Origin of the sequence: Paenibacillus camelliae (assembly GCF_023715345.1) — a bacterium.
GTDB lineage: Bacteria > Bacillota > Bacilli > Paenibacillales > Paenibacillaceae > Pristimantibacillus > Pristimantibacillus camelliae.
The window spans coordinates 38,424-51,551 of sequence record NZ_JAMBNY010000006.1 but is presented as its reverse complement, the minus strand read 5'-3'; the positions used below and the strand labels follow the sequence as shown (position 1 = coordinate 51,551).

Annotated in this window: 5 protein-coding genes; 2 read left to right on the top strand and 3 right to left on the bottom strand. The window is 43.3% G+C overall.

The window, feature by feature from the left end; all coding sequences use genetic code 11:
* The first annotated feature begins 16 nt into the window (after nucleotides 1–16).
* Nucleotides 17–3,043 (top strand): hybrid sensor histidine kinase/response regulator, encoded by a 3,027-nt coding sequence (locus tag M3180_RS12050; RefSeq protein WP_251667722.1) that lies wholly within the window; start codon nucleotides 17–19, stop codon nucleotides 3,041–3,043.
* 87 nt (nucleotides 3,044–3,130) lie between these two features.
* Here M3180_RS12050 and M3180_RS12045 read toward each other — a convergent pair whose 3' ends face one another.
* Nucleotides 3,131–5,395, bottom strand: a complete 2,265-nt coding sequence (locus M3180_RS12045) for an excinuclease ABC subunit UvrA (RefSeq protein WP_285855712.1) — start codon at nucleotides 5,393–5,395, stop codon at nucleotides 3,131–3,133.
* Nucleotides 5,396–5,477: 82 nt separating this feature from the next.
* Nucleotides 5,478–6,932, bottom strand: coding sequence for a purine-cytosine permease family protein (locus M3180_RS12040; protein WP_251667718.1), 1,455 nt, complete (start codon nucleotides 6,930–6,932; stop codon nucleotides 5,478–5,480).
* A 464-nt stretch (nucleotides 6,933–7,396) separates the two neighbouring features.
* Here M3180_RS12040 and M3180_RS12035 point away from each other — a divergent pair, with 464 nt between their 5' ends.
* Nucleotides 7,397–8,224: a helix-turn-helix domain-containing protein gene (locus M3180_RS12035; RefSeq protein ID WP_251667717.1), complete on the top strand. Its 828-nt coding sequence runs from the start codon at nucleotides 7,397–7,399 to the stop codon at nucleotides 8,222–8,224.
* Nucleotides 8,225–8,354: 130 nt separating this feature from the next.
* On the opposite strand, the gene M3180_RS12030 is transcribed toward M3180_RS12035, so the two are convergent.
* Nucleotides 8,355–12,689: an InlB B-repeat-containing protein gene (locus tag M3180_RS12030; protein WP_251667716.1), complete on the bottom strand. Its 4,335-nt coding sequence runs from the start codon at nucleotides 12,687–12,689 to the stop codon at nucleotides 8,355–8,357.
* Nucleotides 12,690–13,128: the final 439 nt, after the last annotated feature.

Sequence of the window (13,128 nt, the reverse complement as noted above, 5' to 3'; positions counted from 1 at the left end):
CAAGTGGATTATATATATGATCATTTCAATGTTAGCCATTACTGGGCTGCGCCTCATCTGGCTGCAATATTTAAACTCATTTAATTATATCGATAAACCAGTCGCTGTGCAGGGTGTGCTTGATTTACGAGGCTGGCAGTTTACAGATCGACACACACTTCGCCTAGATGGTGAGTGGGAGTTCTACCCTTCACAATTCATTATGGACGATAGTGAGAAACCTCAACACCTTCAAGTTCCCAGTGAATGGAAAGATGCATTTGCTAGTAGCGTGCGTGAGGGGGACGAGCACTCCTTCCGTTACGGCACGTACCGATTGACAATCTTATTAGATGCAGACCAGAATCAATCCTTTAGTATTAGACTAAAAAATACATCTGCGGTTTATGCCAATGGGATTTTAGTTGCTCAGATGGGACAACCAGCAACAACTATTTCTGATTATCAAGCTCAGAACATCCCTTATACCGCAACATTTACACCGAAAAATGGTCAAATTGATCTTGTTATACAGCTATCTAGTGATGCTGCAACAGGGGGCATTACAAATCCCATCCGGTTTGGTACGGCGGAGGCTCTTCAGCTGCGCATCTCAATCTCAGCCGCCCTACAGTTACTATTATGTATCGTTATATTGATTCATAGCTTATATGCTTTAATCCTGTACTTCATGGGATCGAAGAACAAAGGTTTATTTTATTTTTCATTAATTATGATCTGTGCACTGTTCAGTGTACTAGTCGTAGATGATAAGCTGCTATTTTTCTGGTTTGATGCGAATAATTACTGGATCATTAGACTTTTTTATCTTTCCTATGTCGGTGCGGTTGCCTTTATCCCACCCCTGTTTCACCATATACTCCCTGCTTATTTAAATATAAAAATATTGCGAGCCTTTGGTAGTTTATGCGGTGCATATGCCGTGTTTATTCTACTCGCTCCTACTGATCTGATCACTGCATGGGGAAGAATTCTTGCGATCATATTAATCTTATCTGTCATAATCTCAGCTTATATTTTATGGAAAGCACTGCGAGACAAAGAGGATATTATTTTCTTATTGCTTGCCTGCTTGTTTCTCGGAACGAATGTAGTCTGGGCGGTAGCAAATTTTTATTATGGAATCGAATTTATCCATTATCCTTTTGATATTATCTTTGCCCTCATTGCTTTCTCGGCATTTTGGTTTAGACGTTTTTTCCATGCAACAGAAGCAACGAAGCTATTGACGAAGCAGCTGCAGGCTGAACATAAGCGCAAGGATGAATTTTTAGTGAATACTTCACATGAACTAAGAAATCCTTTGCATGGAATTATTAATATTACACAATCGATTCTGGAAGATAACCAACGACCATTGCATCAAGAGCAGCAACAACGTCTCAATCTGCTCATCCATGTCAGTAAACGTCTGTCGTTGATGGTAGACGATTTGCTTGATGTAACAAGGCTAAAGGAAAACACCATTCGCATACAATCGACTGCTTTTCAATTACAGTCCGTCGTCTCTGGTGTGTTCGATATGGCGAAAATCATGTTGTCAGAAAAACCGATCAAGCTCATTGTAGACATTGACGATTCATTTCCTCCTGTTCAAGGAGATCATAATCGAATCATTCAAATCCTTTTCAATCTCGTGCACAATGCTATAAAATACACCGATGAAGGCTCGATTATTATTCGTGCGGCTACCATTAAACATATGGCTCACATTCAAGTAGAGGATACCGGTATTGGCATCGAAGAGAAGGCACTTCAAAGTATATTTCTTCCCTATGAGCAGGCAGAGCGTAATGAAATCCGAGCAGGCGGGGGATTCGGCCTAGGTCTAAGCATATCCAAGCAGCTCGTTGAACTACACGGCGGGACGTTAACCGTTCAATCAACGCCGGGTAAGGGTTCTGTGTTTACGTTTACGATTCCTTTGGCAACCGATTCTTCCGAAGCTTTAGAGTCTGCTGAACAGTTTACCGCTGCAGCCATTTCTGATGCAGATGACATCGTGACGAAACAGATTGATCGTGCTGAGATAAGCTTGGAAGCTCAAGATATAAAACCATTGATATTAGCTGTTGATGATGACACGATCAACTTAAGCATCCTTCGCAATATGCTTGCAGCTGAGCAATATGATGTCATTACAGCGACCAGTGCTCAAGAGGCTTTGGACGTACTACAAAACGAACAAGTTGATCTCGTGATCTCAGACGTCATGATGCCACACGTGTCAGGGTATGAATTAACACGAAAGATTCGTGAACACTTTTCGATTGTGGAACTACCTGTTCTACTCCTAACAGCACGAAGCCGTACGCAAGATATTGTTACCGGCTTCCAATCTGGAGCAAATGACTATATCGCGAAGCCTGTTGATGCATGGGAATTACGAGCTAGAGTGCAATCATTAACGAATCTAAAGCTTTCACTTAAGGAACGCCTTCGTCTGGAAGGGGCTTGGCTGCAATCTCAAATCCAACCTCATTTTATATTTAATACATTAAATTCGATTGCTGCCTTAGGGATAGTAGACTTCAACAAAATGCAAGTGCTGCTAGAGGAGTTTAGTCATTATTTACGCTTAAGCTTTGATTTCCATAACTCTGATCCAATCGTTCCTCTAGAGCGGGAGCTAGCACTTGTTCGTTCATATCTATATATAGAGAAACAGCGGTTTGGTGATCGTTTGAATGTGCAGTGGGATGTCGATCCTGCGCTCGACTTTTGCTTGCCTCCTCTCTCCATTCAACCACTCATAGAAAATGCGGTCATACATGGTGTGATGAAGAGAGTAAGTGGTGGTACCATCTGGATACGGATAACAAGCAAAGATGAGCATTACGAGGTGTCGATTCAAAATGATGGAGCAGGAATGACGGAGGAAGAACGAAGCCGATTATTCAGCCAAGCAAGACACTCTAATAAAAGAACTGGAGTCGGATTAAAGAATACTGATCGACGATTAAAACAGCTATATGGCCAAGGACTAACCGTAACTAGTACACCTGAGTTAGGTACGACGGTTACCTTCCATATTCCGAAATAAATTTCCACTAATCGCTTATTTTTCATTCAGCTTCCTCCATGGATAATATCTCGGTTATCAATGGAGGAAGCTGTTCTTGTCGCTCTATTATAATGTATTAACTCCAGCCTTTAACCACTTTGCAGTAGGTGTCTCTGCTTGGAGCATTTCTTCTGGTGTACCTTCAAATATGACATGCCCGCCTTGCTTACCTCCACCTGGCCCAAGCTCAATGATCCAATCACTCGCGGCGATAAAGTCTAGATTGTGCTCGATCATGATGACGGAATTCCCTCTATTTACAAGCGTTTGAAATACGTCTAGTAGCTTTCCGTTATCCTCTGCATGCAGGCCTAATGAGGGCTCGTCTAATACGTAGGTTTGTCCTTCCTTTTGTAGGTGGCTTGCGAGCTTTAGCCGCTGAACCTCTCCTCCGCTCAGCGAGCTTGTCGTTTGCCCTAAGGTAAGATACCCCAATCCTACGTCCCTCAGCGTATTCACTCTTTTTATTATCTTCGGGACTGTAAAGTAGCTCATCGCCTCATCTACCGTTAAAGCCAAAATTTCTACTATATTTTTATGTTGGTAACGATATGACAGTGCTTCGTCTGAATATCTCGAGCCACCACAAGCTTCACAGCGAACCGTCACTGGATCTGCAAAGGCTACATCAGGCAAGATCTCTCCTTTTCCTTCACAGACTGGGCATGCTCCTAGAGAGTTAAAGCTGAACAAGCCGGCAGGTTTTCCAGTTTCCTTTGAAAATATGTTGCGAATATCGTCCATAATTCCCATATAGGTAGCGAGAGTCGAACGAGTAGAGATGCCTATGCTACCTTGCCCCACCATGATTGTATCTTGGTAGCGATCTGGGAATGCTTCTGTCATTAAGGAGCTTTTACCTGAACCCGAGACACCACACACAGCGACGAGAACATTTTTAGGAATATTTAAGCTTATGCTCTTTAAGTTATTGTTGCTTGCCGCATGTATGGAAAAATAACTGTACCTTCGCCTTGGATTGTTATTTACAGATAGCGCTTGGTGTAGGATGGCTGCAGTTGGCGTCTGATGTAGACCTTCCAGCTTTCCTTGATAGATCACCTTTCCCCCGTAAACACCTGCTCCAGGGCCCATCTCTATGATCTCGTCCGCTGCTTTAATAACGGATAGATCGTGTTCGATGACGATGACCGTATTATGTTGTTCCTTTATGCTTTTTAACATCTGTATCAATCGTTCCACTTCTTCTGGATGAAGGCCCGCACTTGGTTCATCGAATATATATGTAATATTGTTTAAGCTGCTTCCTAGATGACGTGCAATCTTTACTCTTTGGGCTTCCCCGCCAGACAGCGTTCCTACTTTTCTTGAAAGGCTTAAATAACCAAGCCCCATATCGATAAGCTGCTGGATATGTGGAATCGCTTGCCATGCAATCGCTTCTCCCATTGGATCTTGTATGCTTCTTAGTTCGACTAGCAATTCTGTCAGCTCTAGTTGATCGTATTCTGCTATGTTTAAGCCACGTATCGTACATTCTAATACTTTAGGATTGAGACCGGAGCCTTGACAGGTCGGACATAAAGCGTGTGCAGAAACGGCTAACACATCCTCCTGAGACACTTCCTTTAGCTTGGTCACATCTCTATGAATATATAAACGCGTAAATCTAGGCAATAGCCCATCCCACTCGTGAGGCTGAGGCCCGTTCTTCGTATGAAACGGCGCATATACCTTCTCCCCCTTCGGAGGACCATATAATAGCAGTTTGAGTTTTTCCTCGGAATAGTCCTTAATAGGCAGATCTGGATCAAATAATCCGCCCGTTATCATCCATCTGCCTTGCCAGCCAGATGGCGATAGCGGCTTAAACTTAACTGCATAATCACGCAATGACTTTTCGAAATCAACCAGCTTATTAAGATCCGGGGCAACAACTTCGCCAAAGCCACCACATGCCGGACATCGGCCGAAGGTGCTATGACTAGAAAAATCGGTAGCCGAGCCTATCGGCGGCGTTCCTATCCTTGAAAATAGCAATCGAATCAGTGGATCGATATCCATATATGTACCTACGCTAGAGCGGGTATTGCTTCCAATCGCTCGTTGTTCAACGACAACGACTGGGCTTAGATTCTTCATCAGATCAGCGTGCGGCCTTTCATACCTTGGCATTTGATTTCTTACATAGAGCGGATAATTTAATGTCATCTGCCTTCTACTCTCTGCTGCTAATGTATCAAAAACAACGGAGCTCTTTCCTGATCCTGAGAGACCGGTAAATACGATTATTTTTTGTTTCGGTATGTTAAGATCTATATTTTTTAGATTATTTTCCTTAAGCCCTCTTAGTATCATCTCGTCATTCATTGGCGACACCTCATCAATCTATATCATATTAAAATGGCTCTAACCGCGAACAAAGCCGCTAATTAGAGCCATTATACTTTATTCAATTGGTGGTGGTTGCTTTTGTTGCTTTTTTGTTGATGTTGACCTTTGTGTTGCTCTTGTCCATATGCAGCTGTACGACCTTATTTATCGATTCCTGCTTACTGTAGTATTTCCCTTTCGTAAACAAAGCAATCAAAATCGTTAGTATGGACGCTAATACCGCAGCAAAGAAGGTCGCGGTGTTTTGCAGGAAGGTTCCCATATAGCCTAATGCAGCAATCGTACCGAGAACACTTGAAATGACTAATGGTACAACGCCAACTGGGTTCCATTTATATAATTTTTCTTGTCTCGCTTCATATTCTATCGGAGCGATCTTAAGCAGCTTCTTCACTACTAATGCTTCTGTAACTAATATAGCAGCCCATGCCATTAGAAGGACCCCTTGGAAGGTCATTGCACTTCCTAGATGATCCAAAATGCCGCCGAGCATGAGCGCTATCGCTGCGACGCCGGATACAACAACCCAAAAACGACGATCGGGCTTGAAGCCAAACATATTTTCAAAGAAATTAGATAACGATAACGATGCGCTATAAATATTGGTTACGTTTATACGCAGCTGTGTTAGCATGGTAAACACTACTCCACCTAATCCAAGCAGTGTGACAATGTAAATTCCCGGGTTAGATTCACCTAATTTTACGCCAAACCATACCCCAAGTAGACCCATAACCCCAAAACAGAAAATTTGAGGAATAAATCCAATCATGATGGATCCTAGTTTGATGTCTTTTGGTTTTAGGAATCGTGCGTAGTCGGATGCGATTAAAGCTGTTAATCCCATAATTCCGTGCTGCATTCCAATACATAGCAGTAATGCTGTACCACCTATCTGCACACCTTCTGGTAGATACGCCCAGAAATGTCCTTCGACTTGCGATGGTGTGTTGAACGCGACAATAATTGTAATCACTAAAAAGATACCGAAGATAGGTAACGACCATTTTTGTAATTTATCTAGTTGTTTAATGCCGAACCAATTAAGCGGGATGACTATTGATCCAAATACGATAATCAGAAGCCATAAAGGTATTGCGGGGAAATATGCGTGTACTGCGGCTACAAGGATCATGCCTTCGAATGCACAGTACATAATAAAATTCGATGCGTATATAAATGAAGTTAACGAAGCACCGATATATCCAAAGCCTTGTCTGGACATAAGGTTGACGTTCATCCCTGATTTCGCAGATAAATAGGCAATTACTGTACCTAATACTCCGGCAATCACGATGGCATAAATGGCTGAAATAATAGCGTTCATCGCGCCGTATTGAAGAGCCATCACGCTGCCTGTTTGAAAATAAAAAATAGCGGTGGCAATACCAAACGTTATGTTGGTTACGCTGAACCAACCCATATTGCGTTTATCCTTTGGAACTTGATCAAATGAATAATCGTCTTTTACTTGTTCTTGTTCTGTGGGAACAGTAGTTTGGACTACACTCATGCAATCTTCCTCTCTTAATGCCCCACATTCTGCCCTTCCCTTAGTTGCAACGTCACATTCACACCCCCTTTTCTAGATTAAATCCCTATACTAAGAGGAACAGAATGTGTAAATTACAGCATGTAGTTTATAAACATTCTACCTAACATTGTTACACATTTCACAAATATATTCAAGTAAATACAAATTCCATTTATTTAAAGAGACTTGTAAAACAAAGTATCTCTTATATGCAAGACTATACTTTTGTAGGTTTTCATACTGTAGAAAAGTGCAAATTGAATCTATTGTCGAAATCTCGTTGACCTTCATCGTCCAACAGGGACGACCGTTCGTGACATGAAAGCGGTAGGTCTCTTTTTCAACCGGGGGTTGAATATTATTAAATATAAAATAAGAAGTTATTGTTTCGTTCGTAGTGTTTTCATTAATATTAAATTATATAAAGGAGCGTGTAAGATTTGATGAGGGATAAATTAGCAAGAAACATAAGCATATACCGCAAGGAAAGAGGACTTACGCAAGAAGGACTTGCTCAAATACTCGGACTTTCTTTTCAAGCCATATCCAAGTGGGAAAATGCACAGACAATGCCTGATATTTCACTACTACCTCAGCTGTCAAAAACATTAGGAGTAAGCATTGACAAGCTTCTTGGGTACGTAGCGCAAGACAGACAGATTACGATTTATGAGGAAGAATATAAAACACAAGAATATTACTGGGGGATGGAGCCTAATAAAGCGTGTTATCAAGTCTTACAACTTATGCCGCCAACAAAACACTTAAAGCTACTAGATATTGGTTGCGGTGAAGGAAAGGACGCAGTATTCTTTGCACGAAATGGATATGATGTTAGCGCGTTTGATGTTTCGGACGCAGGCATCGAAAAAACAAGAAGTCTTGCAGAAAAGGTCGGTGTTCACGTTAATGTCTTTAAGGCAGATATTTTAGATTATCGGCTTGATACGTATTATGACATTATCTTTTCTAGTGGTGTACTGCACTACATTAAGCCTGATTATCGTAAAGAAATATTTAATAATTATAAGCAGTTTACAAATGAAAATGGCATGCATGTCCTCAATGTGTTTGTAAATAAGCCCTTTATTGCTCCACCACCTGAAAATGAACCCAATGCTTTTAAGTGGCACTCAGGCGAATTACTGACATATTACAACGACTGGCTCATTAAGGATAGCTCAGAAATTGTTTTCGATTGCAATTCATCAGGCATTCCTCACAAGCATGCCATGACAGAAATGATTGCACAAAAGATAAGCTCATTATGATAAAGCTGCTATAACCCAACACAAATAACTGTGTCAAAGGAGGATAGTGTTTGAAGGGCGTTCTATATAAAAAAGAGCCCATCAACCCAACTAGCCGGTTGATAGGCTCTTAACTACATTCTATTCTACCTTATAGCTTATTGAACAAGTTCAAGATGGCTTGCGCCGTTTCGGCGCGGTTAGCGTCGGAAGCAGGATCGAAGATTCCGTTTCCTTTACCTTGCAGAAGTCCTGCTGCGATAGCTTTATTCACTTCTTCTACTGCCCATGAAGAGATGCTTGAGCCATCCTTGAAATCGGCTGAAACAGTCTCTGTAATCAAGCTGTTCTTGTATTCATAAGCGCGAACGAGCAGCACCGCCATTTGTTCACGGGTGATTTTCGCGTTTGGATCGAATGTAGTTTCTGATACTCCCGTAATAAGCCCCGCTTCATAAGCGATGGCTACTTCGTCCGCATACCATTGGCCCGCTTGCACATCTTCAAACGGAACAGAGCTCGCAGCATTCGTCAAGCCTAATGCACGCACTAGCAAGGAGGTAAACTCCGCTCGAGTGGTAGGCCCATTAGGTGTGAAGTGTGTATCGCTTGTGCCGTTAATGATATGCTTCGCTGCTAGCACCTCCAGCGTCCGAGCAGCCCAATGGTTCGAAGGAACATCTGTGAATGACTTCGAATACTCCAGCACTGCATAGTTGCTCAGATGCTCAAGCGTAACCGTCACGGTATGGTTAGTGGTATCTACGCTACCTCCTACGTACTCCCACTCTTTGCTATCTTCATTGTAATAATAAATGCCTAACAGGTCTTCATCAGCCTTTTCGTTATAAGGCAAAGTGATTTCAACACCACCGTCAGCATTATTGATGTCGATGACTTGATCATTGTGCTTCAGCTTAAGCGTAATGTCATAGATTACGCCTGCAACTTCCACACGCGCTTGACCACCTTTAGCTGGAGCATTCGCAATATCAGCAGCAGTTACTGGTGCAACAGTGACTTCAATGCTCGCTCCAGGCGGATTACCCGCTGCAGTCAGCCATTGCTTTAGTGCATCCGCTTGTACCGTTACAACTGCATTTGCGGCTTTCACCTGCAGAGATAGTCCACCGATATCCTGTACAGCAATCGACTTCGATGAGACACCGCTGCCCAGCTCCACAATCGCTTTGTCTCCATCCTTAACAACATCAGGCTGAGCTGGTGTCGATGGTGTTGACGGTATTGATGGTCCTGGATTGCTCGGAGGATTAGTTGGCCCCGGATTGCTTACTGGTATCCAATGTGCATAGAAGGTGCCCCCTGAGGCAATTGACCACTCGCCCATAAATTCTCTAACTCCATTACTGTTGTAATACTGTTGTCCCTCTCCGTTCGTGTCTGCGTAATAGCCTTGGAAGGAATAGCCTGGCTTTTCAGGACGGCTAATGCCAAGTGGTAATTTGCCGCCATAGTTAACCGATATGAATTCTGTTCCGCCTGACCCATCTTGGGAATCAAGTGTAATATTGTAAGTATTCGGTGTAAAAAGGGCATAAAGAGTTAGATCGCCAACAGAGTTAACAGCAATACTGTTGAGACTTGAGCTCGGTATGAATTTCGAATCGATGTACCATCCGTTAAAAATATAGCCTTCCTTAGGGCTCGGTGCGCTCAGGCTAAACGTCGCTGTTTCAACGTTATAGTTGTCTGGCGCGCTGTCTGGCATGTCTGCAGGTGCTCCATTGTCTATATAGTTGATGCCGTAAGTTACGATTTCCCACTTAGCGAAAAGCTTCGTCGGTGCCGTTACGGTGTCAGATTCAAAGTTCCACTCATGCTCGTAGTTAGAATCTTTATACCATCCAGCGAAAGCATAGCCATTTCTAACTGGCTGTTCTGGTTCGGTGATGCTACCTCCATCCACCACATTGGCGATCGACATGACTGGACTGCCGCCCTTAGGATCAAACTCGACTAGGAATTTGTCAGCCTCTAACTCGATCCACCCGGCATAGAGAGTCAGCACATAAATAGTGTCACCGCCGAGATTGTTGATTACAGGAGTATCGAAATTATACTCATTTTCAAAATTCGAATCCGTATACCATTTGCCATCAAAGAGATAACCGCTTCGAGTCGGGTTAGTTGCCGGTCGAGTTGCTTGTTCTCCATCGCGAACATATTGATTGTCAATTAGGCTACCACCCGATGTGTTGAAAATGACGCCGTTGCGTCCAGGTGGGAATATACCACTAGCTTCGAAGCCAATATTGTCGCCTGCAGTAAAGGCAGTATCCCAATCAACCCCATTGTTGATACCAAAGCCTGAGGCTCCATTGCCATAAAAGTATAATTGCTCATTGTTGAGCATAGAAGCACTGATTGCTGGTTGACCAGTTTGTTGCCCATTTGCGTTATTAAATATGATTCCACCAACGGCAGCCCGTGGCATGTTAATCTTGTACCAGTGAGTGTCCTCGCCATTGTATTTCATTCTCGTCATCGTACCTCCAGGCCATCCACCAAACAGCTCTGGATTAAAAGTGTAAACCCTAACTCCGAGAGGATGTTCACTCCATGCTTGGAAATCCTGATTGCCATTGATAGAGAAATAAACATTGACGTGTGTTGGCTCTTCAACTGGAGGGGCAATTACGCCTTCAGATTCGTACCACATATAAGTAAATTCCCTAGTAATCCAATCTCCTGAAGCGATTTGACCTATCAGCGTGACGGTAATAGGCTCGTTGTAGTTGGCTTCCGCGCTAATGATCTCGTCATTCTCAAATTCCTTAGCATCGCCGTTATTAATGGCATACATAGCATTGGTCACATTGACGGCCGACATTCTGAGCTGCAGCTCATTGCCAGTATATTTGTTCCCAGCGATTACATCGTCATTGCTCGGAAAGGCAGCCAGAATGGCTGGGTTAGCATTCTCTCTGTCCATTAGAACTACAAGGCCTGGGTTTGTACTGGTGTCTGTGTTAGAAACTTTTGCGGGATTACCAGGTATTACTCCACTGATTCTGCCATTTGATACGGTAAAGACATTGGTTTGATCCAATGCGTTAACATAATGTCCATCCTTTAAGAATTTCACAGGTATACTGCCTAGAACGCGATCGGTTGTACTCGTGTTGAGAAGAACCGCACCACCACCGTCCTCGAATGTACCACGCTCGATCATAACGGCATTGCTACCGAGGCTTACCAGATTCTCATCAAGACCGGCCATAGCATTATGGAACTTATTGATTGCCACGACTTCGGGATGACTCCACTGCGGCTTGCTATTGGCTACGTGATCTGCAGTCCGTACGCTGATGCTTCGGCTCCCATCTTCATTAATATTACGGGCAAAGAATAGTGGGGAAGCGTCCTTGCGAGCAGCAATCATTGCCCAGCCCTGTCTGATCTGCTTCGGACTGAAGCCCATAGACTCCCCTTCGTTGTTGTAGGTATCGTGGGATTCAACCCAAGGTACTAAGCGGTCAGCTGTTAGACCTTCCGCTGAGTAATCCGCCCATTTGTCGAGACGGCCGACATCTCCTACCTCTAGGACGCCACGTACGTGATGCCCGTACATGGAAGCGGTCATGTCAATGTACTTAGCATAGCCCGCCATTCTGTCGTTGCTTGGATCTCCTCCTTGCAGGACTTCTCCATACTGGAAGTTTTCCTTGCCCTTCTCCTCAAAATAAGCCTTAGCGGCACCAGTTACATTTTTCACATAATCACTGCTGAACTGTCCTCCAGGATACTTATCATTGCTTTCACCAGCAGTTATGCTCGCTGGAGAAGGTATGTCATCGTCTAGCTCAATATGCTTAATGGCATCATAACGAAAGCCACTCGCGCCAGCGTCGATCAGGTCCTTTAAGTAAGAGATAAAGGATTCTTGGACAAAAGAGCTGTGTGTGTCCAGATCTCGCAGCCCACCGATCATCTCAGGCTGAGTTAAAAGAAAACGGTCATTATACCCTACGCTGCCGCTCACATTATGGAAGTGTGTGTCATCATTCCAAGGGTCATGAGCGTTGCTTTTACTGCCCATATGGTTAGGCACAACGTCTACTATAATTTTGATACCTAATTTTTCTGCGGCTGACGTCAGGCTGACAAAGGCATCCCTGTCGCCGTATCTATTGTCTTCGCCTCCAACGATCATATTTCTAGGTTGATACGCAGCATACCATTCGGCCCCAGAACCAACGCCCATGATCGGAGAAGTCTGTATCGCAGTGTACCCAGCGTCAGCGATAGCCTGCAGGTTCTCCTCTATAACATTTAAGTTCCAGTCAAAGGCGTGCAGTATAACCCCATCACGAATTTTTTCTGGAGTGGACGACGCTGCCGTTACTGAGGCTTCCGATAAGGATTCAGCCCGGGCCGTCGGCATCATAAAGACCGAGCTCAACAGCACCAAAGCGAGCAATAAACTTAGAAAGCGCTTTCGATTTGGTAGAATGGTTTGTTTCATATAATAGTCTCAATCTCCTTCTCATAAAATGATTATTCCAGCTTTACAATCACTTTCTCACTAGACTTTTCCTTAATAACTTTGTATATCACCGCCTTCGTAATCAACTGGATGTAATCGCATTCAAATTAGCTCATTCGATTACCCGCGTGATGACCAATGCTCGCTCACCCACTTTATACAGTGAAGATATCCTATCTAAATATACCACTGTAAAAATCGCCCCAAGGTAGAGAGTAATTGCGAGTATAGTCGATTATTTATGCAAAAAAATATTAGTTGCGAAAATTATCTACCTGCTTTTTGTCTAAATACCTAACATGGTCGATTCATCACATAATAAAAGAGCCTATCAACCCAACTAGCGGGTTGATAGGCTCTTAACCATTGTTGCTATCCAACACATCCTGGCTTAACATTATCCGAAAAAATAAAAATA

Excerpts from the sequence above, each read along its gene's own strand:
- M3180_RS12045 (WP_285855712.1), bottom strand. The coding sequence starts at position 5,395 with ATGAATGACGAGATGATACTAAGAGGGCTTAAGGAAAATAATCTAAAA.
- M3180_RS12035 (WP_251667717.1), top strand. The coding sequence starts at position 7,397 with ATGAGGGATAAATTAGCAAGAAACATAAGCATATACCGCAAGGAAAGA.
- M3180_RS12040 (WP_251667718.1), bottom strand. The coding sequence starts at position 6,932 with ATGAGTGTAGTCCAAACTACTGTTCCCACAGAACAAGAACAAGTAAAA.
- M3180_RS12030 (WP_251667716.1), bottom strand. The coding sequence starts at position 12,689 with ATGAAACAAACCATTCTACCAAATCGAAAGCGCTTTCTAAGTTTATTG.
- M3180_RS12050 (WP_251667722.1), top strand. The coding sequence starts at position 17 with ATGATCATTTCAATGTTAGCCATTACTGGGCTGCGCCTCATCTGGCTG.